Origin of the sequence: Azospirillum doebereinerae, from assembly GCF_003989665.1 — a bacterium.
GTDB lineage: Bacteria > Pseudomonadota > Alphaproteobacteria > Azospirillales > Azospirillaceae > Azospirillum > Azospirillum doebereinerae.
In genome coordinates, this window is record NZ_RZIJ01000024.1 from 75,364 (window position 1) to 100,219 (window position 24,856).

At 69.3% G+C, this 24,856-nt stretch carries 25 protein-coding genes and 2 tRNA genes; 15 read left to right on the forward strand and 12 right to left on the reverse strand.

Translation table 11 applies throughout. The annotated features are described in order from the left end of the window. The first annotated feature begins 20 nt into the window (after nucleotides 1-20). From EJ913_RS24470 to EJ913_RS24480, 3 genes are all read left to right on the forward strand, one after another. The gene (locus tag EJ913_RS24470) at nucleotides 21-1,796 is read left to right on the forward strand and encodes an SLC13 family permease (protein WP_127002840.1); all 1,776 of its coding nucleotides are present in this window, start codon (nucleotides 21-23) and stop codon (nucleotides 1,794-1,796) included. A 129-nt stretch (nucleotides 1,797-1,925) separates the two neighbouring features. Next, nucleotides 1,926-2,405, forward strand: a complete 480-nt coding sequence (locus EJ913_RS24475) for a hypothetical protein (RefSeq protein ID WP_127002842.1) — start codon at nucleotides 1,926-1,928, stop codon at nucleotides 2,403-2,405. A gap of 88 nt (nucleotides 2,406-2,493) precedes the next feature. Beyond that, nucleotides 2,494-2,799, forward strand: coding sequence for a hypothetical protein (locus tag EJ913_RS24480; RefSeq protein ID WP_127002844.1), 306 nt, complete (start codon nucleotides 2,494-2,496; stop codon nucleotides 2,797-2,799). 24 nt (nucleotides 2,800-2,823) lie between these two features. Here EJ913_RS24480 and EJ913_RS32190 read toward each other — a convergent pair whose 3' ends face one another. Then, nucleotides 2,824-3,216, reverse strand: a complete 393-nt coding sequence (locus tag EJ913_RS32190; RefSeq protein WP_185909919.1) for a glycosyltransferase family 9 protein — start codon at nucleotides 3,214-3,216, stop codon at nucleotides 2,824-2,826. Between the two features lie 826 nt (nucleotides 3,217-4,042). Here EJ913_RS32190 and EJ913_RS24490 point away from each other — a divergent pair. From EJ913_RS24490 to EJ913_RS24500, 3 genes are all read left to right on the forward strand, one after another. Beyond that, entirely contained in the window at nucleotides 4,043-5,224 is a 1,182-nt protein-coding gene (locus tag EJ913_RS24490; RefSeq protein ID WP_127002846.1) for an aminotransferase, read from the forward strand. A 171-nt stretch (nucleotides 5,225-5,395) separates the two neighbouring features. Beyond that, entirely contained in the window at nucleotides 5,396-7,024 is a 1,629-nt protein-coding gene (locus EJ913_RS24495) for a sensor histidine kinase (protein WP_127002848.1), read from the forward strand. Between the two features lie 221 nt (nucleotides 7,025-7,245). Further along, nucleotides 7,246-12,045 (forward strand): alpha-2-macroglobulin family protein, encoded by a 4,800-nt coding sequence (locus tag EJ913_RS24500; protein ID WP_127002897.1) that lies wholly within the window; start codon nucleotides 7,246-7,248, stop codon nucleotides 12,043-12,045. Between the two features lie 34 nt (nucleotides 12,046-12,079). On the opposite strand, the gene EJ913_RS24505 is transcribed toward EJ913_RS24500, so the two are convergent. Beyond that, on the reverse strand, nucleotides 12,080-12,769 hold the full coding sequence (locus tag EJ913_RS24505) for a Clp protease/crotonase-like domain-containing protein (protein WP_127002850.1): 690 nt from the start codon (nucleotides 12,767-12,769) through the stop codon (nucleotides 12,080-12,082). Between the two features lie 202 nt (nucleotides 12,770-12,971). On the opposite strand from EJ913_RS24505, the gene gatB reads away from it, so the two are divergent. After that, complete coding sequence (gene gatB / locus EJ913_RS24510; RefSeq protein ID WP_127002852.1) at nucleotides 12,972-14,423, forward strand: Asp-tRNA(Asn)/Glu-tRNA(Gln) amidotransferase subunit GatB; 1,452 nt, start codon at nucleotides 12,972-12,974, stop codon at nucleotides 14,421-14,423. 141 nt (nucleotides 14,424-14,564) lie between these two features. Continuing rightward, on the forward strand, nucleotides 14,565-16,325 hold the full coding sequence (locus tag EJ913_RS24515; protein WP_127002854.1) for a PAS domain-containing sensor histidine kinase: 1,761 nt from the start codon (nucleotides 14,565-14,567) through the stop codon (nucleotides 16,323-16,325). 9 nt (nucleotides 16,326-16,334) lie between these two features. Here EJ913_RS24515 and EJ913_RS24520 read toward each other — a convergent pair whose 3' ends face one another. Further along, entirely contained in the window at nucleotides 16,335-16,571 is a 237-nt protein-coding gene (locus EJ913_RS24520) for a hypothetical protein (protein WP_127002856.1), read from the reverse strand. A gap of 231 nt (nucleotides 16,572-16,802) precedes the next feature. Between EJ913_RS24520 and EJ913_RS24525 the strand changes: the two genes are divergently transcribed. Together EJ913_RS24525 and EJ913_RS24530 are read left to right on the forward strand one after the other, a co-directional pair. Continuing rightward, nucleotides 16,803-16,894: transfer RNA gene (locus EJ913_RS24525), tRNA-Ser, on the forward strand. Between the two features lie 63 nt (nucleotides 16,895-16,957). Beyond that, a tRNA-Pro gene (locus tag EJ913_RS24530) sits at nucleotides 16,958-17,034 on the forward strand. On the opposite strand, the gene EJ913_RS33285 is transcribed toward EJ913_RS24530, so the two are convergent. The 7 genes from EJ913_RS33285 to EJ913_RS24565 are packed head-to-tail and all read right to left on the reverse strand — an operon-like array spanning nucleotide 16,985 to nucleotide 20,160. Next, nucleotides 16,985-18,337, reverse strand: a complete 1,353-nt coding sequence (locus EJ913_RS33285) for a tyrosine-type recombinase/integrase (RefSeq protein WP_127002899.1) — start codon at nucleotides 18,335-18,337, stop codon at nucleotides 16,985-16,987. The genes EJ913_RS24530 and EJ913_RS33285 overlap by 50 nt on opposite strands. Before the next feature lie 4 nt (nucleotides 18,338-18,341). Next, nucleotides 18,342-18,695, reverse strand: a complete 354-nt coding sequence (locus EJ913_RS24540) for a helix-turn-helix domain-containing protein (protein WP_127002858.1) — start codon at nucleotides 18,693-18,695, stop codon at nucleotides 18,342-18,344. Next, entirely contained in the window at nucleotides 18,680-19,000 is a 321-nt protein-coding gene (locus EJ913_RS24545) for a hypothetical protein (protein WP_127002860.1), read from the reverse strand. Before EJ913_RS24545 ends, EJ913_RS24540 begins: the two co-directional genes overlap by 16 nt. After that, nucleotides 18,997-19,341 (reverse strand): LexA family protein, encoded by a 345-nt coding sequence (locus tag EJ913_RS24550; protein ID WP_127002862.1) that lies wholly within the window; start codon nucleotides 19,339-19,341, stop codon nucleotides 18,997-18,999. Before EJ913_RS24550 ends, EJ913_RS24545 begins: the two co-directional genes overlap by 4 nt. A 1-nt stretch (nucleotide 19,342) precedes the next feature. Beyond that, on the reverse strand, nucleotides 19,343-19,549 hold the full coding sequence (locus EJ913_RS24555) for a hypothetical protein (RefSeq protein ID WP_127002864.1): 207 nt from the start codon (nucleotides 19,547-19,549) through the stop codon (nucleotides 19,343-19,345). After that, a complete protein-coding gene (locus EJ913_RS24560; RefSeq protein ID WP_127002866.1) occupies nucleotides 19,537-19,806 on the reverse strand; it encodes a hypothetical protein in 270 nt (89 codons plus the stop codon). Before EJ913_RS24560 ends, EJ913_RS24555 begins: the two co-directional genes overlap by 13 nt. A 3-nt stretch (nucleotides 19,807-19,809) precedes the next feature. Beyond that, on the reverse strand, nucleotides 19,810-20,160 hold the full coding sequence (locus EJ913_RS24565; RefSeq protein WP_127002868.1) for a hypothetical protein: 351 nt from the start codon (nucleotides 20,158-20,160) through the stop codon (nucleotides 19,810-19,812). An 89-nt stretch (nucleotides 20,161-20,249) separates the two neighbouring features. On the opposite strand from EJ913_RS24565, the gene EJ913_RS24570 reads away from it, so the two are divergent. Then, nucleotides 20,250-20,579, forward strand: coding sequence for a DUF29 domain-containing protein (locus tag EJ913_RS24570; protein WP_185909920.1), 330 nt, complete (start codon nucleotides 20,250-20,252; stop codon nucleotides 20,577-20,579). 434 nt (nucleotides 20,580-21,013) lie between these two features. Here the strand turns inward: EJ913_RS24570 and EJ913_RS24575 are convergent, their stop codons facing one another. Continuing rightward, entirely contained in the window at nucleotides 21,014-21,505 is a 492-nt protein-coding gene (locus tag EJ913_RS24575; protein WP_185909921.1) for a helix-turn-helix domain-containing protein, read from the reverse strand. Nucleotides 21,506-21,532: 27 nt separating this feature from the next. Here EJ913_RS24575 and EJ913_RS24580 point away from each other — a divergent pair, with 27 nt between their 5' ends. Further along, nucleotides 21,533-21,727 (forward strand): helix-turn-helix domain-containing protein, encoded by a 195-nt coding sequence (locus EJ913_RS24580; protein ID WP_127002873.1) that lies wholly within the window; start codon nucleotides 21,533-21,535, stop codon nucleotides 21,725-21,727. Nucleotides 21,728-22,118: 391 nt separating this feature from the next. Here EJ913_RS24580 and EJ913_RS24585 read toward each other — a convergent pair whose 3' ends face one another. Beyond that, a complete protein-coding gene (locus EJ913_RS24585; protein WP_127002875.1) occupies nucleotides 22,119-22,403 on the reverse strand; it encodes a hypothetical protein in 285 nt (94 codons plus the stop codon). A 248-nt stretch (nucleotides 22,404-22,651) separates the two neighbouring features. Between EJ913_RS24585 and EJ913_RS24590 the strand changes: the two genes are divergently transcribed. From EJ913_RS24590 to EJ913_RS24600, 3 genes are all read left to right on the forward strand, one after another. Then, the gene (locus tag EJ913_RS24590) at nucleotides 22,652-22,921 is read left to right on the forward strand and encodes a hypothetical protein (protein WP_127002877.1); all 270 of its coding nucleotides are present in this window, start codon (nucleotides 22,652-22,654) and stop codon (nucleotides 22,919-22,921) included. Between the two features lie 668 nt (nucleotides 22,922-23,589). After that, nucleotides 23,590-24,366, forward strand: a complete 777-nt coding sequence (locus EJ913_RS24595; protein ID WP_127002879.1) for a DnaA N-terminal domain-containing protein — start codon at nucleotides 23,590-23,592, stop codon at nucleotides 24,364-24,366. Nucleotides 24,367-24,369: 3 nt separating this feature from the next. Further along, on the forward strand, nucleotides 24,370-24,633 hold the full coding sequence (locus EJ913_RS24600) for a hypothetical protein (protein ID WP_127002881.1): 264 nt from the start codon (nucleotides 24,370-24,372) through the stop codon (nucleotides 24,631-24,633). Nucleotides 24,634-24,856: the final 223 nt, after the last annotated feature.

A 24,856-nucleotide genomic window follows, 5' to 3' on the forward strand; every position in this document is an offset into this window, starting at 1 on the left:
GAAGGACGGCCGAACGCCCCATGACCCTCGACCAGATGTTTTCGTTCGGCATCATCGGCGCGGTGATCGCGCTGCTGATCTGGGACCGGCTGCGCTACGACCTCGTCGCCCTGCTGGCCCTGCTGGCGGCGGTGGCGGTCGGCATCGTCAAGCCCAAGGAGGCGTTCCTGGGCTTTTCCGACGACATCGTCGTCATCGTCGGCTCGGCGCTGGTGGTCAGCGCGGCGGTCGGCCGGTCGGGCGTGGTGGAGGCGGCGATGCGGCCGCTGGCCCCGCGCATGGGGACCGTCTGGGCGCAGGTCGTCATCCTGACCGGGGCGGTGACGCTGCTGTCGGCGGTGGTCAAGAACATCGGGGCGCTGGCGATCTTCATGCCGATCGCGCTGCAGATCGCGCGGCGCACCGGCACGCCGGTGTCGCTGCTGCTGATGCCGATGGCCTTCGGGTCCCTGCTGGGCGGGCTGATGACGCTGGTCGGCACCTCGCCCAACATCATCGTCTCGCGCGTCCGCACCGAGATCATGGGCGAGCCCTTCGGCATGTTCGACTTCACGCCGGTCGGGGCGGTGATCGCGGCGGCCGGCGTCGCCTTCCTGACGGTCGGCTACCGGCTTCTGCCCAAGGGGCGGGCGACCGCCGCCGGCCCGGCCTTCTCCATCGACGACTACACGGCGGAGGTCCGGCTTCCGGCCGGGACGCCCTTCGTCGGCAAGACCGTCGCCGAGTTGGAGGCGTTCGGCGAGGGCGAGGTCACCGTCGCCGCCGTGATCCGCGAGAACCACCGCCGCTACGTGCCGTCCGGCCATTGGACGCTGTACGAGAACGACATCCTGGTGCTGGAGGCCGACACCCAGGCGCTGGCCGGTCTGGTCAAGCGCGCCGCGCTGCGCATGATGCACGACAAGGAGCTGCAGGGCGTCGAGAACGAGGAGGACATCGCCGTCATCGAGGCGGTGGTCGAGCAGCGCTCCCCCCTGATCGGCCGCAACATCGAGGAGATCGCGCTGCGCGAGCGCCACGGCGTCAACCTGCTGGCGCTCAGCCGCCGGGGCCGCCCGATCCGGCAGCGGCTGCGTCGGGTGCGGCTCCAGCCCGGCGACCTCGTGGTGTTGCAGGGCCGCGCCTCGGGCCTGCCGGACACGCTGGCGGAGCTGGGCTGCCTGCCGCTGGCCGAGCGGGATCTGGCCATCGGCCGCACGCCCAAGCGCACCATCGCGCTGGCCGTGCTGGCCGTCACCGTGGCGCTGGTCGCCACCGGGACGGTGCCGGTCGCCCTGGCCTTCTTCGGCGCCGCCGTCGCCATGACCGCGCTGAAGGTCGTCACCCTGAAGGAGGCCTACGACGCGGTGGAATGGCCGATCCTGGTGCTGCTCGGCGCGCTCATCCCGGTCAGCGAGACCCTGCGAAGCACCGGCGGCACCGAGCTGATCGCGAGCGCCCTGTCCGACGCGGCGCAGGGGCTGCCGCCGGTCGGTGCGCTGGCGCTCATCCTGGTGACGGCGATGGCGGTCACGCCCTTCCTGAACAACGCGGCGACCGTGCTGGTGATGGCGCCCATCGGCGCCAGCCTCGCCGAGCATCTGGGCTTGCGCCCCGACGCCTTCCTGATGGCGGTCGCGGTCGGGGCCGGCTGCGATTTCCTGACCCCCATCGGGCACCAGTGCAACACGCTGGTGATGGGGCCGGGCGGCTACCGCTTCGGCGATTACTGGCGGCTCGGCCTGCCGCTGTCGATCATGGTCGTGGTGCTGGGGACCGCCGCCATCGCGCTGTTCTGGCCGCTGGTGCCGCGCTGACGGTTTCGGGCGGGTTAATGCCGGATTCGCGCCGCACGATTGCGCGGTTCCGTCGCTTCGCCGTCTGGTGTACCCTTTCCGGATTGGACCTGTGCCTCGGGGGACGGTTCAACCGGACGGAGGGCTGGCATGTCGGTGTGGCGCCGCTATCTGGTGAAGGATTTTTCGGGGCGGCTCGTCGATCTGCCGAGCCGGCTGCTCGATCGCGCGGACGACGGCACCGCGCCGCTGCCCGCCTACGCCGGCCGCTGCGTCGAGATGGTGGCCGCCGTGCTGGTCGGCGACCGGGGCGCCCCGCCGCGCGTGGCGGAGATGGAGTTCACCAAGCTCTATTTCGACCAGTCCGGCTACGTCGACGCCGCCAAGCGGGAGCGCATGATCCGGCTGATGCTGGAAAGCTGCGCCGACCGGCGTGGTCGGCCATCCGGTCGCCCATCGGATGGTGATCGGGCCGAGGGTGATCGGAGCCGCGCCGGGGCCGCGCGCGACCAGTTGATGCGGGAGTTCGGCTGGGATCCGAAGCCGTCCGAACGCGACGCCGTGCTGAGCCGGCTCGATCCGGCGCGGCTGGACGGGGCCTCCCCGGCGGGGGGCCGCACCTTCCACTGACCCCTCCACTGACGGGGGAGGGCTCTTTTTCCGCGGGCGACTCTCCCCATATGGCGACTACCGGTCATTTGGAGCGCCTGAACCCGCGATGAGTCCCAGCGATCCCGATCCGTCCTCCCCGCCCTTCGCCCGTGGCTCCTTCGCCCGCGCCCGGCAGCTGGCGCTGATCGGCACCGGCTGCGTGATCATCGCGCTGGGCCTGCTGATCGCCCCGCTTCCGGGGCCGGGCGGGCTGCCGGTGATGATCCTCGGCGGGATCCTGGTGCTGCGCAACTCCGCCGACGCGCGCCGCCTGTTCGTGCGCACCAAGCGCCGCTACCCCCGCATCCTCGGGCCCATCGAGCGCTTCCGCGTCAAGCTGCGCCTGCGCCGCCAGCGCCGCATGGGCGCGTGACGCCCGTTTTCCACGCCCTCGGTCTCAGACCGCCGCCCAACGCCGCAGCTCCCCGCCGACGCGCTCCAGCGCCGGTGCCCAGTCCTCGAGACGCAGCTGGCGGAACACCCGCAGGCCGGGGTACCACGGCGAATCCTCCCGCCCGGCCAGCCAGCGCCAGCAGCCGTCGAAACGCGACAGCAGCCACACCGGTTTCCCCAGCGCGCCGGCCAGATGCGCCACCGAGGTGTCGACGCTGATGACCAGATCCAGGCGGTCGACGATGGACGCCGTGTCCGCGAAGTCCCGGACCTCGCCCATCGGATCGACGACGAGCCGGTCGAAGGGGGCTTCCCGCGCCTGTTCGGCCGCGACGCCCTTCTGGAGGCTGTAGAAGCGCAACCCCGCCGTGCCGAGCAGCGGCGCGAAGCCCCGCAACGGAACGCTGCGCCGGCGGTCGGCGAAGCTCCAGCGCCGGTCCTCGGGCCTCGGCTCTCGGCTCCCCCGACCAGACGAGGCCCAGGTCGGGCGCCAGCGCGCGGGCGTGGCGGAAGGCGGAGAGCGCTTTGCCCGGCGTGGCCGTGGTCGCGCAGGGCGATCCCGAGGTTGAACCACCGCGCCAGCGGGTCCGGGCGCCGGGCGAGCGCCGTCCGGGCGAGCGGCACCGCCTCCGCCCGGCCCTTGTCGAGAAGCGCGTCGGCGGCCTCGGCGAAGGCGTCCGCCTGTTCGCCGTCGCCGGCCCGGCGCAACGCCGCCTGGAGGTTTCCGCGATAGGCGGCCGAGGCGGGGTTGAGGGCGCCGCCTCGGCCATGAACCGGATCGCTGTCCCGTTGCGGCCGGTCTGGGCGTGGACCACGCCGATCAGATGCAGCAGGTCCGGGTGCTGCGCCGCCAGGGCGGTGTAGGCCTGCTCCGCCTCGGCGAGCCGGCCGGACCGGTGCAGGGCGACGGCGGCCTGCAAGGCTGTGTCCATGGTGATCACCGCAGAGCCGCAAGGTGTTTGGGGAAATCGTAGTGGCGTTGCGCCCAGAAGGGAGCCCCGTTGACGAAAGTGGAGGAAAGGAATTCAACGAATTTTGTATGTCCCATTCTTGCTTATAACGCGAAACGCATTGCTGCCTTTCCTACGCCGCCCAAGGACTGCCGCTTGCCCCGCGTGGCTGAAATGGGGTAACGGAGATCCGGGGCTTGCGCGGACGCCGGCCCGATGTCGACCAACCCAACCGAGCGTCCCGGTGGTCCGGGCCCTGTGGAGCGATGCGCAATGGACACCACCAGCAACGGGGCGCGGGCCGTCCGTGGGAACCGGGTCTTCGATCTGCCGACCACGATCTTCGAGGTCATGTCCCGTCTGTCGGAGGAGCATGGCGCGATCAATCTCGGCCAGGGCTTCCCGGACGACCGCGGACCGGCCGACGTGCTGGCGGTGGCCTCGGACGCCCTGCTGAACGGCTGGAACCAGTACCCGTCGATGATGGGCACGCCGGAGCTGCGCCAAGCGCTGGCCGGCCACGCCAAGCGCTTCTACGACCTCGACGTCGACTGGAAGACCGAGACGATGGTGACCTCCGGCGCCACCGAGGCGCTGACCGCCTGCCTGCTGGGCCTCATCAACCCCGGCGACGAGGTGGTGCTGTTCCAGCCGATGTACGACAGCTACCTGCCCATCGTGCGTCTGGCCGGCGGCGTGCCGCGCTTCGTCTCGCTGAAGGCTCCGGACTGGAGCTTCACCCGCGCCGATCTGGAAGCCGCCTTCTCGGCGAAGACCAAGCTGGTGCTGATCAACGACCCGCTCAATCCGGCGGCGAAGGTCTTCACCCGTCCCGAGCTGGAGCTGATCGCCGAGTTCGTGCAGCGCTTCGACACGCTGGCGGTGTGCGACGAGGTCTACGAGCACCTCGTCTTCGACGGCCGCGTCCACATCCCGCTGATGACGCTGCCGGGGATGCGCGACCGCTGCCTGAAGATCGGCTCGGCGGGGAAGACCTTCTCGCTGACCGGCTGGAAGGTCGGCTACGTCACGGCGGCCCCGCATCTGCTGCAGCCGGTCGCCAAGGCCCACCAGTTCCTGACCTTCACCACCGCGCCGAACCTCCAGACCGCCGTGGCCTACGGGCTGGGCAAGGACGAGGCCTATTTCACCGGGCTGGCCGGCGGGCTCCAGGCGAAGCGCGATCGGCTGGCCGAGGGCTTGCGCTCGGTCGGCTTCGACGTTCTGCCCTCGGCCGGGACTTATTTCGTGGTGGCCGACGTGGCCCGTTTCGGCTTTGCGGGCGACGACCAGGAGTTCTGCCGCCGCCTGACGGCGGAGGCCAGGGTCACCGCCATCCCGGTCAGCGCCTTCTTCGTCCAGGACGCGCCGACGACCTGCGTCCGGTTCTGCTTCTCCAAGCGCGAAGAGGTCCTCGACGCCGCCATCGAGAGGTTGAGGGCGCGCTTCGCCTGACGCCATAGCCGGGAAGCCGGCTTTACATCGGTTTCGAATTGTTGGATCCTCAAGCGGTTCGTAATGAAACGGACGCGCCGCTGTTGTCCACGCGTCGAGGCCGCCGAGGCCCGATTCCAGCAACCCGACGAGGAGGCCGATGAGCAGGCGTGGGGCGTTGGAGCGCACGGCATGAGGAGGCCCCTGTCCTTCCGCTCCAGCGTGGTGGCGCTGGCGCTCGTCGCGCTGGCGGCGGTGTGGGCCGGCTACACGCAGATGGTCGACGCGCTGCTCGCCGGCCAGCAGCGCGACGCCATCGCCGGCGCCGAGACCACCGCGCGGGCCTACGAGAGCAGCACCAACCGCATGCTGCACGAGATCGACATCACGCTGCGGAACTTCGCCGTCAAATACGGCGAGGGCGGCCTCGGCCGCGCCCGTCAGGTCCTCGACGACGGGTTGTTCGACGTCAACCTGATCCATCATTTCAGCGTCTTCGACGCCAACGGCGTCCAGACCTTCCGCAGCGAGGGGCAGGGCTTGGCCGAACCCCTGGGCGACGCCGCGGAACTCGCCTTCCACCAGGGGGAGGGGCGGACGCTGATGCACATCGGCGTGCCCTACGCCGGCACCAATTCGGGGCGGCCGCTGCTGCGCTTCTCCCGGCGGCTCGACGACGCGGAGGGGCGTTTCGCCGGCATCGTCGCCGCCAACATCGATCCCGACCATCTCTCCGACTTCTACCGTCAGGCCGACACCGGCCCGCACGGGGTGGTGACCCTGGTCGGGCTGGACGCCGTCGTCCGGGCGCGGGGGGCCAAGACGGGGAACGACGGCATCGGCATGTCCAACGCCGACTCGGCGCTGTGGCCGGCGATGCGAAAGGCGCTGATCGGCGTCTATTGGCAGGACAGCAAGGCCGACGGGCTGCGCCGCGCCTACGCCTACCGGCAGGTCCAGGGCTACCCGCTGGTCATCGCCGTCGGTGCCGCGCTGGTCGACATGGAGGCGGCGGTCGGCGGCCTGCGCCGCCATCTGCTGGCCATCGCCGCGCTGGTCAGCCTGTCCATCGCCATCGTCGCCGCCTTCCTTCTGGTCCAGCACCGCAACGCCGAGCGGCTGGAGGCGGCGCTGGCGGTCAACCGCGATTTCCTCGCCCGCGTCAGCCACGAGCTGCGCACCCCGCTCAACGCCATCCTGGGCTTTTCCGAGATCATCAAGGACCAGTTGCTGGGGCCGCAGGCCGGCGCGCGCTACGCCGACTACGCCAAGGACATCCACGTCTCCGGCCAGCATCTGCTGACGCTGATCGACGACATCCTCGACCTCTCCCGGCTCCAGGCCGGCAAGATGGCGCTGCATCTGGAGCCGGTCGATCCGGTCGCCGCCGCCGAATGGGCCATGCGCATCGTCGCCCCCCAGGCCGAGCAGAAGGCCATCCGCATGGACATCCACCGCCCGCCCGTTCCGGCGCCCATCGTCGCCGACGAGCGGGCGCTCAAGCAGATGCTGCTGAATCTGTTGAGCAACGCGGTGAAGTTCACGCCGGCCGGCGGGCGCATCCACATCACCGTCGCGCGGGGGATGGGCGGGCGCTGCGTCCTGCGCATCACCGACACCGGGGTGGGCATGACGGCCGAGCAACTGCGCCAGGCGGTGGTGCCCTTCGGCCAGACTTCCGCCCAGACGACCCGGCCGGGGCAGGGCACGGGGCTGGGCCTGTCCATCGTGAAATCGCTGATCGAGGCCCATGGCGGCCACATGAGGATCGACAGCCGTCCCGGCCAGGGCAGCCAAGTGACCCTGGAATTCGCCGCCTGAGTTCGGCGCCTCCTTGAGTTTTTCCGCCATCCGCCGGGCGACGGTCCAGATCGACAGCGCCGGCTTGACTTCGTTTCCCGTCGGCCCCCCGCAAAGCCATGGCGAAACGCCGGACGGTTGGGCATACTCGCGCCGGTTTTCGTAAGAGGTCCGAGCCGACGCCAGGGCTTTCCGCCATCGCGCCGCGCCGGCCCGTTCCGGGGAATTGGGGCTTGTCTCGTATGCTGCGTGCGCTGGCGCGTGTCTGTGCCGTTCTGGTCGCGTCCACAAGTCCCCTCCTCGCGGCCGATCCGCCGGCCGAACCGGTGCCCTTCGGCGTCGCCGGGGTCGAGGTGGTGGCCGAACGCGACGTGCCCCAGGCCTGCTTCACCTTCACCGACCGGTTGGAGCGCTCCCGCGCCGCCAACTTCCGCGACTACGTGGAGGTCCAGCCGCCGGTCGACGGCGCCGCCGTGGCGCGCGACCGCACGCTGTGCGTCGAGGGGCTCCAGCACGGCCAGACCTACCGCATCACGCTGCGCGACGGGCTGCCCGGCGCCGACGGCAAGCGCCTGCCCGCCCCCGACGCCCGCGACGTGGCGGTTCCCAACCGCAAGCCGTCGCTGGCCTTCCGGGGGGCCGGCTACATCCTGCCGCGCGTCGGCGGCGACGGGCTGCCGCTGCGCTCGATCAACCTCGACCGCGCGAAGCTCCAGGTCCTGCGCATCGCCGACCGGGCGCTGGTCGAGAAGATCTATTTCGGCCGCATCACCCAGCAGATGACCGATTACGACATCGGCGAGATCCTCGACCGCTCCGGCCAGGAGGTCTGGCGCGGCGAGATGGGCATCGGCAACCAGCCCAACAAGGCCGTCACCACCGCCTTCCCCATCGACGGCGTGCTGGGCAAGCTGGAGCCGGGCGTCTACGTCGCCGTGGCCGGCGCCGAGGAGATCAAGCCCGGCGGCTGGGAGCAGAAGGCGACCCAGTGGTTCGTCGTCTCCGACCTCGGCCTGAACACCATCCTGGGCGAGGATTCGTTGGTGGTCTTCGCGCGTTCCGTCCAGTCGGCGGCGCCCGCCGCCGGGGTCGAACTGCGTCTGGTCGCCCGCAACGGGTCGGAGCTGGGCAAGGTGCAGACCGGCGAGGATGGCCTCGGCCGCTTCGACCTCGCCGCCCTCCGCGCCGCCGGGACCGAGCCGGCGCAGGCGCTGTTCGCCGCGCGCGGCGCCGGGGATTTCGGCGTGCTGGACCTGACCGCCGGGGCGCCCGCCGCCGCCCCCACCGCCGATGCGCCGGACAAGCCGGCCCTGGTCCAGCCCACGCCGGGACAGGCCGACGCCTTCCTCTACACCGAGCGGGGGATCTACCGTCCCGGCGAATCGGTGCAGCTGACCGCGTTGCTGCGCGACGCCGACCTCAACCCGCCGCCCGCCGGCTCCAAGCCCCTGACCCTGCGCATCCTGCGTCCCGACGGCTTCGAGGCCGAGCGCCGCAGCCTGACCGACGCCGGGGCCGGCGGCTACGCCACCCGCATTGACCTGCCGATGAACGCCTATCCCGGCACCTGGAGCGTCACCGCCCACGCCGAGGGCGAGAACGGCGCCCCCAACGGGGGCTCCAACGGCGGCTTGGGTCCCGTGCTGGGCCGCGCCGAGTTCCTGCTGGAGGATTTCGTTCCGCCGCGCATCGACGTGACGCTCGCCTCGCGGACGCCCGAGCTGACCACGGACGGCCCCGCCGCCGTGTCGCTGGACGGCCATTACCTGTACGGCGCCCCCGCCGCCGGCCTGCCGGGCGAGCTGGCCGTCACGCTGCGCGCCGCCTCCAACCCCTACCCGGAGCTGCCGGGCTACCGCTTCGGCCTGACCCAGGAGGAGGTCGCCCCGGTCCGCACCGAGCTGCCGGGCTTCATCACCGACGCCGCCGGGGCCGCCGCGCTGACCGTGCAGCTTCCCAAGCCGCCGGACAGCACCCGCCCGCTGGAGGCGGTGGTGCGCGCCACCCTGTTCGACATCGGCGGGCGCCCGGTCGGCCGCGACCTCGTCCTGCCGGTGCGCCACCAGCCCTTCGCCATCGGCATCAAGCCGCGCTTCGAGGGCGACGGCGTGCCGGAAGGCGCCACCGCCGGCTTCGACGTGATCGCGGTCGGGGCGGACGGCAAGCCGTCCGACCGCGCCGACCTCTCCTACGAGCTGTTCGAGGAGGAGTACGACTACGCCTGGTTCGAGGCGAACGGCCGCTGGGACTACAAGGTCACCGTGCGCGACCGCCGCTTGACCGGCGGCACGCTGGCCGTGCAGGCTTCGGCGCCGGGCGCGGTCGAGGCCCCGGTGACGGTCGGACGCTACCGGCTGGAGGTGTTCGATCCCAAGACCGGCGTGGCGAGCAGCCTGCGCTTCGCGGCCGGCTGGTGGATGACGCCCACGGCGGGCGACCGCCCCGACGAGGTCGACGTCACCGTCATGATGCCGGCCTACAAGGGCGGGGAGACCGCCTGGGTCCACGTCAAGCCGCCCTACCGCAGCCAGGTGCTGGTCGCGGTGACCGACCGCGCCGTCCGCCACGCGGTGACCCGCGAGATCGGTCCGGAGGGCGCCTTCCTCGAAATCCCGGTCGATCCGAGCTGGACCGGCGGCGTCTACGTGCTGGCGACCGCCTTCTCGACCCCCGACCCGCAGGCCAAGGGGCCGCCGCGCCGCGCGGTCGGCCGCTCCTGGCTGGCGATGGACCCGGCGCCGCGCACGCTCGACGTCCGCCTGACCGCCCCGCCCGAGAGCGAGCCGCGCCGCGGCCTGACCGCCGAGGTGGTGGTGACCGGCGTGGCGGAAGGCCAGCCGGCCTTCGTCACGCTGGCGGCGGTGGACGAATCGGTGCTGCAACTGACCGACCAGCCGACCCCCGACCCGGCCGACCACTACCTCGGCCGCCGCCGGCTGGGGGTGGAACTGCGCGATTCCTACGGACGCCTGATCGACCCGGCCGGACCCGACGCCGCCCGCCCGCGCGGCCCGGCGGCGCCGCGCCTGCGCCAGATCGCCGGCCTCGTCCCGCCCAAGTCGGAGCGGGTGGTCTCGCTGTTCTCCGGCATCCTCCCGGTCGGCGCCGACGGCAAGCTGTCGGTGCCCTTCGACCTGCCCGATTTCCAGGGACGCCTGCGCCTGATGGCGGTGGCGTGGAGCGGCGGCAAGCTCGGCCGCGCCGACGCCAACGTGCTGGTCCACGACCCGCTGCTGGCCGACGCCGTGCTGCCGCGCTTCCTGGCGCCGGGCGACACGGCGCAGGTCCTGCTGACTCTCGACAACCTGAACGGCCCGGCCGGCGACTACCAGGCGGTGCTGACCGCCGGGGGCGCGGTGGCGCTCGCCAACGGCACGCTGACGGTTCCGAACCTGGCGCGCGGCAAGCGGGCCTCGGCCGGGCGGGTGCTGACCGCGACCGCCGTCGGGACCGGGCACGTCACGCTCGACGTCACCGGGCCGAACGGCCTGCGCGTCACCCGGAGCTGGGACGTCGCCGTGCGCCCGGCGGTGGCCTCGGTCTCGCGCCGCGGCTTCGCCGCGCTTCCCACCGACAAGAGCCTGTCGGTCCCCGCCGACGCCACCGCCGGCCTGCGGCCGGAAACCGTGGCGGTGGGGGCGGCGGTGGCGCCCCTGCCCGACCTCGACATTCCGGGGCAGCTCTTCGCGCTCGACCGCGCCGGGGTCGGCGGGGCGGAGCAGACCGCCAGCCGCATCCTGCCGCTGCTGTCGCTGAGCGACGTCGCCGCCGGGCTCGGCATCGCGTCGGAGGACCGCATCAAGGCGCGCGTCCAGCGCGGCATCGACCGGCTGCTGACCTTCCAGCGGCTCGACGGCGCCTTCGCGCCCTGGTCGCCCAAGGGGGATCTCGACCCCTGGCTGACCGCCTACGCGGTGGACGTGCTGGGCCGCGCCAAGGCGGCGGGCTACCGCGTTCCCGACCAGCCCTACCGCAAGGGCTTGGACTGGCTGAAGCAGGCCATCGACAACGCCTGGGTCGAGACCCCCGACCTGCCGGGCCGGGCCTACGCGCTCTACGTGCTGGCGCGGGCGAAGATGACCGACGCGGGCGCGGTGCGCTATTTTCAGGAGACCTACTGGGACCGCCTGCAGACCGATTTCGGCCGCGCCCAGATCGCCGCCGCCGCCGCCTTGCTGGGCGACGCGCCGCGCGCGACCGAGGCGTTCTCCAAGCTCAGCGGCGCCCGCATGGTGTCGGCCAGCCTGCGCGACCACGGCTCGTCGTTGCGCGACGAGGCCGGCGTCGTCGCCCTGATGGCGGAGAGCGGCGCGGTGGAGCGCGACCGGCTGTTCCAGGCCGCCGACCGCGTCGCCAAGACGCTGGCCACCGTGCGGACCACCAACCCGCAGGAGCAGGCGTGGCTGTTGCAGGCCTCCAAGGCGCTGATCGACCGCGCCCAGCCGATGAAGCTGGTGGTCGGCGAGCAGGTGGTCGAGAACGCCAAGCCGCTGTTCCAGCGCGTCGACCCGGCGGCGGTGCCGGCGGTGAGGAACGCCGGCGGCGAGGTGCGGCAGACCGTGTCGGTGGTCGGCGTGCCCGACCAGCTTCCGGCGGCGGACGAGCAGGGGATGACCATCGCGCGGCGCGTCTTCGACATGGCCGGGCGGCCGGTCGATCTGGCCGGGGTGCGCCACAACGATCTGCTGGTGGTGATCCTGGAGGGCGAGGCGACCGACCCGCTCGACCATTCCGTGCTGGTCAGCGACCCGCTGCCGGCCGGCTTCGAGATCGAGAACGTCCGGCTCGCCAACAGCGGGCAGCTCGGCAATTTGTCCTGGCTGGGCGAGCTGTCGGCGGCGCGCCACGTCGAGTTCCGCGACGACCGCTTTCTGGCGGCGGTGGATCTGCCCAAGGCGGCGCCGCGCTTCCGGCTGGTCTATCTGGTCCGCGCGGTGACGCCGGGCGACTTCGCCCTGCCGGGGGCGACGGTGGAGGATCTCCAGCGCCCCAACCTGTCGGCCCGCACGGCGGCGTCGCGGCTGCGGGTGCTGGCGGAGTAGGGGGCCTTCCGGCCCCCGTTCCGCGGATGGGCTCTCAGCGGATCAGATCGGTGACGATGTTGGCGCCGTCGGCGGTCAGGCGGTCGGCCTTTTCGCGGTAGTCGACCGCGCCGGAAAAGCCGCCCGCCGCCTTGACCCGGTCGATCCACACCGGCGAGGCGCCGAGCGACACCAGCCGCTGCACCATCGCCTGGGTCGAGCGCATCGTCATCCGGCCGTTCTCGGCCATGCGCGGGGCGTGGACCATGAATTCGGCGCTGGGCGCGGCGTAGCGCGGGTAGCCGGCCAGATACAGCCCGACGCACATGCTCTCGCAGGACTCGCCGCCGCGCACCCGCGTGGCGATCGGGCGGCCCGACTGGCGTTCGGCCAGCACCGCGTCGATCATCTTGTAGCCGGCCGAGGTGAAGCCGCCCGGGCTGGACAGCTCGACCACCAGCGGGCGCCCGGCGGGCAGGCCGCGCAGGGTCTCGGCGAAGCGCTGCTCGACCCCGGCGGTGATGATGCCGTCGACCCGCAGCACGGTGGCGTTGCCCTGCTCGGAGCGGGCCAGGGCCGCGTCGGGGAATTCGGGGGCGGACGGGGGGGCGACCGGGATCGCCGTGGCGGCCATGCCGTCGGCGGGGGCACCGTGGATGGTCCCGTGCGTCCCGGCGGCACCGGCGGCGCCCGCCATCAGCAGAGCACCCAGACCGACCCACCGCACCAGCGTCCGAACCGTCATGCCGACCTCCTCGCTTCCGGAACCTAGCGTGGCGGTCAAAGCTTGCGCTATGGTTAACATCACACTTGCGAAATCGAGTAAAACCCGGCGCGGCGCGATAAAGCGTGCGCCGTGGCCCAAACGGCGTTAGAAGAAAGCGGGATTCCAAGGGCCTGCCGGGCTTTCCGGGCGGGCTCTCGCCAGAACGTCGAAGAGCGGAACGATGTCGTACATCCAGGGTGAAACGGGCGATTGGGAAATCGTGATCGGGCTTGAGGTTCATGCCCAGGTGATTTCGAACGCGAAGCTGTTCTCCGGCTCGGCCACCGATTTCGGATCGGCGCCGAACAGCCAGGTCAGCTTCGTGGACGCCGCGTTCCCCGGCATGCTGCCCGTCATCAACGAGGTCTGCGTCGAGCAGGCGGTGCGCACCGGGCTGGGGCTGAAGGCGCAGATCAACCTGCACTCGGTCTTCGACCGCAAGAACTACTTCTACGCCGACCTGCCGCAGGGCTACCAGATCAGCCAGTTCCTCCAGCCGATCGTCGGCGCCGGCGAGATCGTGCTCGACCTGCCGGACGGCACCAGCCGCACCGTCGGCATCACCCGCCTGCATCTGGAGCAGGACGCCGGCAAGTCGCTGCACGACCAGCACCCGGCCAAGACCTACATCGACCTGAACCGGTCGGGCGTGGCGCTGATGGAGATCGTGTCGGAACCCGACATGCGCACGTCGGAGGAGGCCGGGGCCTACGTGCGCAAGCTGCGCTCGATCCTGCGCTACCTGGGCACCTGCGACGGCAACATGGAGGAAGGCTCCATGCGCTGCGACGTGAACGTGTCGGTGCGCAAGCCGGGCCAGCCCTTCGGCACGCGCTGCGAGATCAAGAACGTCAACTCCATCCGCTTCGTCCAGGCCGCCATCGAGTACGAGGCGCGCCGCCAGATCGAGGTGATCGAGGAGGGCGGCGTCATCCGCCAGGAGACCCGGCTGTGGGACACGACCAAGTTCGTGACCCGCTCCATGCGGTCGAAGGAGGAGGCGCACGACTACCGCTACTTCCCCGACCCCGACCTGCTGCCTCTGGAACTCGACGCCGACTGGGTCGAGGCGATCCGCAAGAGCCTGCCGGAGCTGCCCGACGAGAAGAAGGCCCGCTTCATCGACGATTACAAGCTGTCGGTCTACGACGCCGGCGTGCTGGTGTCGGAGCAGGCCAAGGCCGAGTATTTCGAGGCCGTCGCCAAGGGGCGCGATCCCAAGCTGGCGTCGAACTGGGTCACCGGCGAGCTGTTCGGCTACCTGAACAAGGCCGGCAAGGAGATCGAGCAGAGCCCGGTCAGCGCCGAGAATCTCGGCGGGCTGATCGACCTGATCGCCGACAACACCATCTCCGGCCGCATCGCCAAGGAGGTCTTCGAGGCGATGTTCGAGACCGGCGGCAAGGCCGCCGACATCGTCGAGCAGAAGGGCCTGCGCCAGGTCACCGACACCGGCGCCATCGAGGGCGCGATCGACGCGGTGATGGCGGCCAATGGCGACAAAGTGGCGGAGTTCCGGGGCGGCAAGGACAAGCTGTTCGGCTTCTTCGTCGGTCAGGTGATGAAGGCCACCCAGGGCAAGGCCAACCCGGCCCTGGTGAACGAGATCCTGACGGCCAAGCTGAAGGGCTGAGACTCCGGCCCTTGCCGACGAAAGGAAAAAGCCTCCCCGGAACGGGGAGGCTTTTTTGTTGCCGGCTCCGCATCTTCGGGTCACACCGGACTTGGCTTTTTCGCGCCGACGCCGCCAGTATCGCGCGGTGGGGGAGAAGATATGACGGCCGAGCTGGTGATCGTCGCGTTGGTGGCGCTGGGTGTCGGGGCCGGGCTGGGCGGCGCGTTCGTGCACCGGCTGGGCCGCCGCGCCGCGCCGCGCAGCAACGGGGTGCCATCGAGCGGCGCGACTCCGCTGGAGCTGCCCCTGCCGGGCATCGTCGCCGACATCGGCGAACGGCTGGAGATGGCGCTGGACGCCACCGGCGCCGCGGTGTGGGACGCCGATCTGGTCGCCGGCACCTGCTGGTGGTCGGACACCTTCCCGCGCATGCTGGGCTACGCCGAAACCCCGCCGATGCCTTTCGATTTCTGGGAGAAGCGCCTGCACCCCGACGACCGCGAGCGGGTGCTGGCCCACATCGCCGCCCATCTCGCCGGGGAGACGACCAGCTACGACTACGATTACCGGATGCGCCGGGAGGACGGCGCGTGGATGTGGTTGGCCGCCAAGGGCCGGGCTTTCCGCGACGGCACCGGCCGTGTCGTCCGCTACGCCGGCATCATGACCGACATCACCGAGGCCCGCCGCCAGGCCGAGCGCCTGCGCGCCAGCGAGGAGCGGCTGCTGAAGATCATGGAGGCGACGCCCATCGCGGTGAACGTGACGACGCGGGACGGGCGCTGGCTGTTCTGCAACGCGCAGTCCGTCCGCCTGCTCGGTCGCGAGCACGCCGAGCTGGTGCGCACGCCGACCCCGCAGCTCTACGCCGATCCGGCCGAGCGCACCGCGCTGATCGCCCGCTTCGACCGCGAGGGCCCGTTCCGCGACGCCGAGATCCGCTTCCGCCGGCCCGACGGCAGCATCGTCTGGACCTTGTCCTCCTGGGACCAGATCGAGCTGGACGGCGAATCGGCGCTGCTGACCTGGCTCTACGACATCACCGATCGCAAATGCGCCGAGGCCACCTCGATTCGCGCGCGCGAGGAGGCGGAGCGGGCGCTGAGCGAGTTGCGCGCCGCGCAGGAAAGCCTGATCCAGGCCGAGACCATGGCCTCGCTGGGCCAGCTGGTCGCCGGGGTCGCGCACGAGATCAACACCCCCATCGGCATTGCGCTCACCGCCGCGAGCCACATCGGCGAGCAGTCGCAGATGCTGTGCGACCGATTCGCCGGCGGCACGCTGCGCAAATCCGACTTCACCGATTTCCTGGCCGGGCTGGGGGAGGGGGTGCGGCTGCTGATGGCCAACATCGACCGCGCGGCGGCCCTGGTGCAGAGCTTCAAGCAGGTGGCGGTCGACCAGTCGTCGGGCGACCGTCGGGTCTTCGACCTGGGCGGCTACGTCGCGGAGATCCTGTTCTCGCTGCGCCCCCGGCTGAAGCGCACGCGGCTGACCGTGGCGCTGGACTGCGCCGAGGATCTGACGATGGACAGCTACCCCGGCGCGCTGGGCCAGGTTCTGACCAATCTGGTGATCAACGCCGTCCTCCACGCCTACCCCGATGGCGGGACCGGCACGATCCGCATCGCGGCGCAGCCGGACGGCGCCGACCGCGTCCGCATCGACTTCATGGACGACGGCGCCGGCATCCCGCCGGAGAACCTGTCGAAGGTGTTCGAGCCGTTCTTCACCACCAAGCGCGGGCAGGGCGGCTCCGGGCTCGGCCTGCACATCGTCTTCAACACCGTCACCGGGCCGCTGGGCGGCACCGTGGCGGTGCAGTCCTGGCCGGGGCAGGGCACGCGCTTCACCCTGCAGCTGCCGCGCGAGGCCCCTCTCGTCCTGCCAACCCCGGCGGAGGCGGCGGCGGCGCCCTGAGGGGCGGCGTCAGGCGCTGTGGAGTTCGTGCAGTTGCAGGTGCTTGGGACGCCGGCCGCGCTTCTTCGGGGCGGCGAAGGCGGCGGCGCTGCCGTTCTCGCCGCGCAGTTCGGCGTTCAGCTCCTGCACGCAGCGCATCAGGAGTTCCTTTTCCCGCATGTCCTCGCGGTCGGTGATCTCCAGGCAGCTCAGCTTGATCTCGACCAGATCGATCAGCGTTTCGGCGCAGCGCCGTGACAGGCTCATGGCATCCTCCGCGACAGGCGGGTGACGGTTGAGTCACCCCAAGGGTTCGTTGCTCATCCTGACAGTCTGAGATCGGCCAGTTAAAAAATGGATAAAATTTTACACAGATTTATCTCACTTTAGCCATAGATACTATATTCACGCTTTGTGATCCGTAGGCGTTGACAGGGTGCGGCCGTGCCGCTAGAACCCTTCCCACGCCGCCCGCACCGCAAGGATGCGGGCAAGGCTGGAGGGGTGGCCGAGTGGCTGAAGGCAACGGTTTGCTAAACCGTCATACGGGTTAAACCGTATCGTGGGTTCGAATCCCATCCCCTCCGCCATGACCATGGTCCCGCCATGGTGTTCCGTCCGGAACCAAGCCACAGTCCGCTGTGGTTTGTTGACGGAGCGTAGCGCAGCTTGGTAGCGCATCAGACTGGGGGTCTGGGGGTCGCAGGTTCAAATCCTGTCGCTCCGACCAGTTCCGGATGGATCGGAAAAGCCTTGGAACCCAACGGTTCCAAGGCTTTTTCGTTTTCCAGGCCAGCGAGCGAGTCGAGGTCTGATGCGGCGCCCGTTTGGGACTCGCGTTTGGGACTTTTCCGACGCGCCGGCTGCTGGCCCCCAAACGAGATGGCTTCCACGGCTTGGCGGCGGACGGGGTCCGCCACTTCGATGTACCGTTCAGTGGTCCGGTGGTCCTTGTGCCGCGCCAGAGCCTTCGTCGTCGCGGCCGAGGCGACCTGGGCCACGGCGGTGACGAAGCTGGCCTTGGTGTCGTGCCAGCGGTGCTTGATGCCCAGTTTCTTCAGGACCGTCCTCCAGGCCCGCCGTGGGTCCTTCACCGGCCGCCGCTCGCCCTTCTGGCCGTGTTGGTAGGTAAACAGGTGGTCGGTCTTCCATTCGCGCGCTTGGTCCACGAGTCGCCGCAGCAGCTCAATGGCTTCGTCGCTCGCTGGCACGCACTCGGCCCGCCCCCCCTTGGTCTGTTCCGCCTCCAGCCAGACGCCGCGCACGCTGAAATCGACCTGCTGCACGCGCAGGCCGAAGACCTCGGCCTTCCGGAAGCCCATGAGGCGCACCAGTAGGGCAGCATCGGCCAGATGAGCCGGGACCTCCGGGTGGTTGATGATGGCCATCAGGTTGTCGTCGGAAATCGGGCGGGGCAGGTGCTGCGGCTCGTTCAGGCGGGGGACCTTGGGCAGCTCGGGCAGCAACAGGTTGCCGGCGCTGTCGCGAAGCGTATGGGTGATGCGCAGAGCCGATCCTAGACAGATGAGGTAGCGGTTCGTGGTCGCGTCGGAGCGGGTGCGGCACGACTCCTTGAAGAGCGGGGCCTTGGCGCGCGGCCCTTCGGCAACCTGGGCCTTGGTCTTCCCGGCGCCCATGTAGACCCGCAGCGGTTGCTTGCGCGACCATGCGACGTATTCCCAAATCCGCGCCTCCGTCACCTCGGCGACCGGGGTATCGGCGCCGAAGAACTCCAGCAACTCCCGCACATAGACCTGTTCGTTGATCCAGTTCTTACCCGCGTGCTTGCGGCTGGCGAACTCCGCAACCATCTGGGCGACCGTGTAGGCGCTGGGCTTGGTGGTGGGCTTGCCGTCAGCCTTCAGCTCCGCCAAGGCCGTGGCTCGCATGGCCTCCTCGAAGCGTTTGGCCTGGGTCTTGTTCTTGGCCAGCTCCCCTGTTTTCGGATCACGGCAATAGCCGGCATGACGCTTGCCGCCGCATTCGAAATCGTAGAGCCACCGCTCGCGGGTGTTGTTGTAATAGACGCTCATGTCGTCACCTCCGGCCCGAAGGCTGGCTCACAACGCCGAGCTGCTGCAAGTAGGCGAGTGCTTCACGGTGGCCGGACCCCGTCTTCGCGGGCTTTGCCTTGTTCTCCTTGGTAGCCGGAGCCGAGTCGCGCGTCCTCTTCACCGGCACGATGGCGCGGCTTCGGCGGTATTCGTCAATCGAGCGCAGGTAGATGCGGATACCACGCTTGCCGACTCGATGGCTGCGGAGGTCGCCACCATGGACCGCATCATACACCTCGCTGCGCGGCATGCTGAGCAGCGCTGCGGCCTCGGCGACGGTGCAGGATGGACCATCCGGAAGGAGGTCGGCGAGGGCGGGGTCTACGGCGCGCCGCATGTCGCCTCCTTGGGGGTGGTGTCGCCGGGCACGCTCGGCAGCTCGCACACGGGCTTGCCCTGCGTCCCCAGCAGCACGGCGAATGCCATCGGCATGGCAACCACCAGGATCGGGAAAGGGGCGCTGTGGAGCGTTCTCGGAAGGTCCACGGTGTAGGTGCCCGGCCCGCCCACGGGCGAAGCCTGGGGTTTCTCGCCGACGGCGAGGATCACCACCCACTCGCCACGGCGCAGCTCGATGGTGCGGACATCGGTCGGCTCATCGAAGCGGACCGCGCGGCAGCTCTGCCAGTTGGTGGCGTTCATGCTGTGGCTTCCATGGCGTGTTCATCCAGGCTGGCAAGAAACTCGGCCAGCAGCCGGGCGTCCTCGAAGCATCCTACAAAGGCCATCTCACAATCCGGCAGGATCGGCGGCGGGTGGAGGATGCGGATCCGGTTGGCGTGCGGTTCCAAGGTGATCCAGCCTTTCTCACAGAGCTGGTGCAGCACCCGGCACACGCTGCTTTTCGCGGTCAGCTCCAGCTCGTTGGCGAGCTGACTGTAGGTCGGCTGCATGCCCTGCTGGTCCACCAGCTCGTGCAGCACCTGGAGGGCTTCCAGCTGCTTCGTGGTGAGAGGGATAGGGCCGGTCCAAACTTGGGCCACGTCACACCTCCTTCAGCGCCAGCCCGGCGCAATCGCGGTGCATCTGGGCGGACAGCAGCAGGCGGGTACGCCGGCCGGGGGACTCGGTCCGCTTGGCCTCGCGCTCGGCTTTCTCGGCCTCCTCGGCGTGCCAGCGTGCGAGGGAGTGGGCAAGGGTGGCGCCGCTGTGATTGTCGTTGACCGGGCGGTGCAGGGTCAGAGCGTCCATGGTCCTCCCCCATTTCTGGCGGCTTCACGGCCGGCGGCGGTGATCCAGGTGCCGCGCGCCCAACCACGTTGGAGCCATTTCCGCTGGATCACCGGCACCAGCTCGGCCGGGCAATCGAATCCCGTCAGGGTGAGGGCGCCGCCCGCCTCGATGGCGTGGCGGAGCGCGGCGACCAGCGTCTCCTCGGACGGCTCGGGGCTGGGCACGTAGACGCGGCCGATCTGCTGGCAGCGCTGGGCGATGCGGGCGTGGTCCATGGGTCACCCCTGGCCGATGGCGACGTCGATCGCCGGCAGCACGTCGGCGCCGGCCTCGACCATCAGCTCGATGAGACGGAAAGAGGCAGCGAGCTGGGCGGCCTTGGCGGAGGAGGCGGTGCCCCAATCCGCCGCCTGTCCGGACGCATGGCGCAGGGGGCGCCAGACGCGCCACTCCCATTCGCCCTTACCGACCCGCTTCACCTCGGCACGCCAACCGCTCCACCAATCGCCGGTGTAGGGATCGGCGGGCTTTGGATCGTCGGGGGTGACGGAGCAGGTCAGATGCCAGCTGTTCGGGGCGGGCGCCCAGCTCCGGACCTGTCCGACCGCTTGGGATGACGGCTCTTTCATGGGCGGGCACTCCCCATGCCTGGATGTGTGGGAGTGCCTTGAAGGAACGCCCCACAACGGGCCATATTCTGCGGCAGGAGGGCACCCCGATGACGCTCTACGACTCCGACTTCTACGGCTGGACCCAGGACCAAGCGGCGGCTTTGCGGCGGCTTGCGGACGAGCGCCCCAACGTCGGCGCCGGCATCGACTGGGCGCATGTCGCGGAGGAAATCGAGGACATGGGCAACGACACTCTGGAGAAGATCGAGGGTCTTGTCGCCCAGATCGTTGCGCACCTTCTGCGGCTGGAGCACTGCCCCGACGCCAACCCACGGCAGCACTGGCGCGGTGAAATCACAGCGTGGCGCAAAACACGGTGCGCCGTCGGGCGAAGCGCTCGCCCACGGCTCTGGGCCGGCTCGATCTGGCCGAGTTGACGGACGATGCAGTCGCGGAACTGCGCGCCCGCTATGCCGGGCAGCCATGGGCCGAGGGCTTGCCATCCGATAGTACCTACACGGTTGACCAAGTGCTTGATCGTGACTGGTGGCCGGCGAACCGAGCGGGCCTCGTGGACTGAGGTTTCTCGGCCAGGTTGAAGTATGGTGTCGACGAGCCGTCGCTTCACTGTCCGCTGTTGATGCCCTTTGGCCATGAGGCTCGGTCCTTCGCGGTCATGCCGAAGAAGGACAATCATGGCCATATTGGCCGTTAGTTCGTCAAGCCGTTTTAGGGCCTATTTGGCCATGCCCGATCTCGATATGCGTATGCACAGCGATTGCGCTTCGGCCGCTGGCGAAAGCGTTCGGGTACAGGCGCTTCGATCATTGGGCAGCTGGTTCTACAGAAAAGGAAAAATTGCTGGGCCGGCCTATCCAGCTAATCGCGAAATATTTCCTTCGCTATCATCGCCGCCATCTCGGCCGGCGTCTTTCGTCCTATTAAATTCTTTAGCAAGATTAATGATCTGAAGCGCCTTCTGGGCTTCTTCCTCAGTCATTGTATCAATCAAATCAATAAGCAAGTCCTTGGAGCGCGAGCGCGTTAGATTTGGCGATTGGTTATTGCTATGCCCTTTAGAGCCTTCCCCTTGAGGAAGAAGGTCTTTTGGCTCAACGCCCAAAGCACTGGCGACTCGCGCCATCCAATCAACAGTCAGGCGCCGATAACCCTTTTCAAGACGCTCAATCGTTTTGGGGTCGCATCCAACCAAGTCGGACAGACCTTTATACGATAGACGCTTTGCTTTGCGCCATTCTGCGATTCGATTAGGCATCCCATAAATATGGCCGATATGGCCATCAGCAGGAAGGGCCAGGGTGGCCATGAAATGGCTTGACAGGATCAGGGCCAAAATGGCCATACTATCGTCCGTTTCTGGAGTTGGGGCATGAAGCTCAAAGAGTATCTGGACAGGAATGGCCTGACCTTCCGCGAGTTCGCGGCACTCATTGAGGTTGCCGACGGCCGAACGGTTCATCGGTATGCTGCTGGCGAGCGGCTTCCGCGGCGCGCGGTCATGACCAGGATCGCGGCGCAGACACGCGGAGCCGTTACGGCAGCCGATTTCTTCGACTCTGCCTGACGACGGGCTTCGAGATGCGGCATCAACATTCATCCTGAGTTGTCGCAGCAGGAAGCATCGCTCGTTCTGCGCGTCCCGCGCAACAACCAAGCCAGGGGAGTTGGATCGGTGAAAGGTGATAGCGATTCGGGGGCAGCGGCCCCCAGCCAGACCGCCGAGGCCGCCCCGGCGCCCGGCAGCCTGGGCGAGACGAACGCCCTGCTGCGCGAACTGGTCAACGGCGTGCAAGGCATGACAGCGGAACTGCGCCGGCTTCAGCCGGCGCAGGCCGCCCTAACCCTTTCGCCAAATCAGGCAGTCAGGTTGCTTGCAACGCACGCTGTCCTAACGGCAGTCCCTTTCGCCACTTTCTCTGGAACAGTGGATGAAAGGGTCAAAACGTACGCAGATATTATTCAGGAATTTTTGCACGAAAATTCCTCAGACGTTCCACCTTCTCTCGCATAGCTTCGAGGTTATCAAGTTGATCTTCATTCGCTTCTTTGAAGTAGCGCGCAACCTCGGCGGTTTCCGCAACGTCTTTGCGGATAGCGCTGAGATCTGCTGCAATGCCTTCCAGAAGCTCGACAAGGCGCTGACTGTTTTCCATTTTCTTGGTTCCTATGCTGTTCTTGTCCGCAACACCAGCATAGCGAAGGCGGGAACGCGCCGTCACGACGGCGCGTTCCCGTTCCATTCTTTCCCATCCCAACACGGCCAAAACACAACAACTCTGACGAGTCAGAACTCGGAAATTATCGCCTCGGCTGTGCCGCAGCCCGCGCGAGCGCGACCGTGGGCAGCGACTCGGCAGCCCTGTTTCCCTTCCCTTCGCTCCGCCGGTGTCCTTGTCCGTGCCGGTGGATCGAGCGCGGCCGGAGCTGCCCCACAGCTCCGGCCGCACCTCGCCCAGCTGGGCCAGCAACTCGCCGCCCCGGTGCTGTGATGGGCCAACCGCTCGATCCCGCCGCCCTGTCCCCCGCCCAACGCGCCGTCCTGGCCGCGTGGCCGGAGTTCGAGGAGGCGGTGGCGGTCAAGTGGTGCAGCCTGGACGCGCTCGTGCGGCTGTTCCGCCGCGTCGATTCCCTGGCCGATCTGCCCGACGATGAGGCGGTCGAGCTGGCGGCGATGATGCGGACCGCGACCACGCGGTTGCGCCTGCTGGCGCCGACCTCGGCACGGCCACGGCCGGCGCCGTTCGCAGGGCAAGCATGACCGGGCGCAGCCCGAAGCCCCGCTCGCGACCAGATCCCAGATCTATCCTGTTGAAAACCAGAGGCTTCCAGAAGCCAACGCGCCGTCCTGCCTGTTGGATGATGGCGCGCGGCCCGCCCCCGCGCCTTTCGGGCCTCTCATCGGCCGCCCCACGACATCGAGGCCCACATCGCTTTCGACCGCACCCCGGTCGGAAGCGATGGGCGTCTTCATCCCCCGACGCCGCGCGTCCTTCGCGCCGGTGAACCCTGGAGCCTTGCCATGACGGCCTCGGCACGCGCGCCGCCCTGAATCCGTCCGGTCCGCCCTGGACCGTCCGCCAGCTCGCGCGTCCACGCCGGCCGTCTCCGATGGTCGGGCCGCGCCTTCCCTGTTCCCACCGTCGCGGTCTTCGTGGCGGTGAACCCTGGAGCTTTGTCGTGATGCCGCGCGCCCCGCCATAGAAAAGGACGGCCCCGCAGAGGCCGCCCCTTCCCGGTTCGAATCATCGCAGGCTCGGCGCCGCCCGCTGTTGACGCAGCGGGCAAGCGATGGTGTGCGGGCCGAAGGGTATCACCGAAAAGGAATTAATTCCGCTGTTTTTTGCAGCCACGGACTCGTGCGCCCGCAGGAAACGGCGTTGCCACCGGTCGGCTCGGACGCCGCCGGGGACAGGACAGGTGTGTGCCATGACCGCAAAATCGCACAGTGACTTTCGAGAGACCGTGGGACGGTTCCAGGATGCCGTGCTGGCCAGCCCGGCGCTGAAGCCGCGCGACAAGGTGGTCGCGCTGGTGATGCTCGGCCGGGTCAACCGGGAGATGTTCCGGGGCCTGGGCGAACTGCTGACCTGGGCCAGCGTCGAATCCGTTGCCGGCCGGTGCCGCCTGTCCACCCGCGACGTGGAGCGGGCGCGCAGCGCGCTGTTGGCGGTCGGCGTCATCGAGCGCGACCGGCCGGGCGGACGGGGGCAGGCGACACGGATGCGCTTCCGCCTCGACTGGCTGGAGCGGGAGGACGCTTTCGCCGACACGGGAGTCGCCGACGCGGGTGTCGGGCAAAATCCGGATTTGGCGACGGAACCTTCGTCTTTGGCCGACACGACTCGGGCTTTTTGCCCGACACGGGAGTCGCCCAAACCTTGTGATATAACCCGTGAACCTACGCGCGAGGGCGCGCGTGCGAGCGGCGCGGCGGCCGGCGGGCTGGACCTGCACGCCCAGATCGCCCAGCGCATCGGCAAGGTTCAGCACGCCAACTGGTTCCGCAACTGCCAGCTGACGCTGACCAGCGACCGGGCACTGATCGTCACCGCGCCCACCCGATTCCAGGCCGACACGATCCGCCAGAACTACGCCGACGAACTGCGGGGGCTGTTCCCGGTCCGCGCCGTCGAGGTGCGGGTGGCCAAGGCGTTACCACCGGGCGTTCGCGACCTGTGGTCCCCGGCCGAGGGGAGGGCCTGAGCCATGCCCCTGCCCCCCGAGGACATTTGGGAACTCGGCGTCTACCGCTTCCCCGACAGCATCCGGCGCGTGCTGCGGTGCGACCGGGTGTTCGTGGAGTGGGAGTTCCTGCGCCCGTCCTGCGCGCCGCCGGGGCATCCCGGCCGGCAGCCCGGCTACGTGTTCAGCAGCGAGCTGAAGCGCTTCGCGGCCGGCGCGGTGGGCGAGCTGCGGGTGACGGGCCGGGGCGGTGTCGCGCGGCCTTCGGGCACGGCGGGTGCCGCGTGAGGGCCGGGCGAATCCCGGATCCGGCGCGGGCTGGCGACGCCATGGTGCAGCAGCTCGCGCTTGACCTGGGCGCGATCGACAGCACGGCGCCGTCGATGGCGGAGCGATGCCGTCGGGCGCGGCGGGTGTGCGGGGGCGTCGCGGTGCCTCATACCGTTTCGAAGGAATGACGTCGTTGAGCGTATGAGCATAGCTACGTCTTTCTTTCCGGATGCGGGGGCAC

Excerpts from the sequence above, each read along its gene's own strand:
- EJ913_RS24470 (WP_127002840.1), top strand. The coding sequence starts at position 21 with ATGACCCTCGACCAGATGTTTTCGTTCGGCATCATCGGCGCGGTGATC.
- EJ913_RS24475 (WP_127002842.1), top strand. The coding sequence starts at position 1,926 with ATGTCGGTGTGGCGCCGCTATCTGGTGAAGGATTTTTCGGGGCGGCTC.
- EJ913_RS24480 (WP_127002844.1), top strand. The coding sequence starts at position 2,494 with ATGAGTCCCAGCGATCCCGATCCGTCCTCCCCGCCCTTCGCCCGTGGC.
- EJ913_RS24490 (WP_127002846.1), top strand. The coding sequence starts at position 4,043 with ATGGACACCACCAGCAACGGGGCGCGGGCCGTCCGTGGGAACCGGGTC.
- EJ913_RS24495 (WP_127002848.1), top strand. The coding sequence starts at position 5,396 with ATGAGGAGGCCCCTGTCCTTCCGCTCCAGCGTGGTGGCGCTGGCGCTC.
- EJ913_RS24500 (WP_127002897.1), top strand. The coding sequence starts at position 7,246 with ATGCTGCGTGCGCTGGCGCGTGTCTGTGCCGTTCTGGTCGCGTCCACA.
- EJ913_RS24505 (WP_127002850.1), bottom strand. The coding sequence starts at position 12,769 with ATGACGGTTCGGACGCTGGTGCGGTGGGTCGGTCTGGGTGCTCTGCTG.
- gatB (WP_127002852.1), top strand. The coding sequence starts at position 12,972 with ATGTCGTACATCCAGGGTGAAACGGGCGATTGGGAAATCGTGATCGGG.
- EJ913_RS24515 (WP_127002854.1), top strand. The coding sequence starts at position 14,565 with ATGACGGCCGAGCTGGTGATCGTCGCGTTGGTGGCGCTGGGTGTCGGG.
- EJ913_RS24520 (WP_127002856.1), bottom strand. The coding sequence starts at position 16,571 with ATGAGCCTGTCACGGCGCTGCGCCGAAACGCTGATCGATCTGGTCGAG.
- EJ913_RS33285 (WP_127002899.1), bottom strand. The coding sequence starts at position 18,337 with ATGAGCGTCTATTACAACAACACCCGCGAGCGGTGGCTCTACGATTTC.
- EJ913_RS24540 (WP_127002858.1), bottom strand. The coding sequence starts at position 18,695 with ATGCGGCGCGCCGTAGACCCCGCCCTCGCCGACCTCCTTCCGGATGGT.
- EJ913_RS24545 (WP_127002860.1), bottom strand. The coding sequence starts at position 19,000 with ATGAACGCCACCAACTGGCAGAGCTGCCGCGCGGTCCGCTTCGATGAG.
- EJ913_RS24555 (WP_127002864.1), bottom strand. The coding sequence starts at position 19,549 with ATGGACGCTCTGACCCTGCACCGCCCGGTCAACGACAATCACAGCGGC.
- EJ913_RS24560 (WP_127002866.1), bottom strand. The coding sequence starts at position 19,806 with ATGGACCACGCCCGCATCGCCCAGCGCTGCCAGCAGATCGGCCGCGTC.
- EJ913_RS24565 (WP_127002868.1), bottom strand. The coding sequence starts at position 20,160 with ATGAAAGAGCCGTCATCCCAAGCGGTCGGACAGGTCCGGAGCTGGGCG.
- EJ913_RS24570 (WP_185909920.1), top strand. The coding sequence starts at position 20,250 with ATGACGCTCTACGACTCCGACTTCTACGGCTGGACCCAGGACCAAGCG.
- EJ913_RS24575 (WP_185909921.1), bottom strand. The coding sequence starts at position 21,505 with ATGGCCATTTTGGCCCTGATCCTGTCAAGCCATTTCATGGCCACCCTG.
- EJ913_RS24580 (WP_127002873.1), top strand. The coding sequence starts at position 21,533 with ATGAAGCTCAAAGAGTATCTGGACAGGAATGGCCTGACCTTCCGCGAG.
- EJ913_RS24585 (WP_127002875.1), bottom strand. The coding sequence starts at position 22,403 with ATGGAACGGGAACGCGCCGTCGTGACGGCGCGTTCCCGCCTTCGCTAT.
- EJ913_RS24590 (WP_127002877.1), top strand. The coding sequence starts at position 22,652 with ATGGGCCAACCGCTCGATCCCGCCGCCCTGTCCCCCGCCCAACGCGCC.
- EJ913_RS24595 (WP_127002879.1), top strand. The coding sequence starts at position 23,590 with ATGACCGCAAAATCGCACAGTGACTTTCGAGAGACCGTGGGACGGTTC.
- EJ913_RS24600 (WP_127002881.1), top strand. The coding sequence starts at position 24,370 with ATGCCCCTGCCCCCCGAGGACATTTGGGAACTCGGCGTCTACCGCTTC.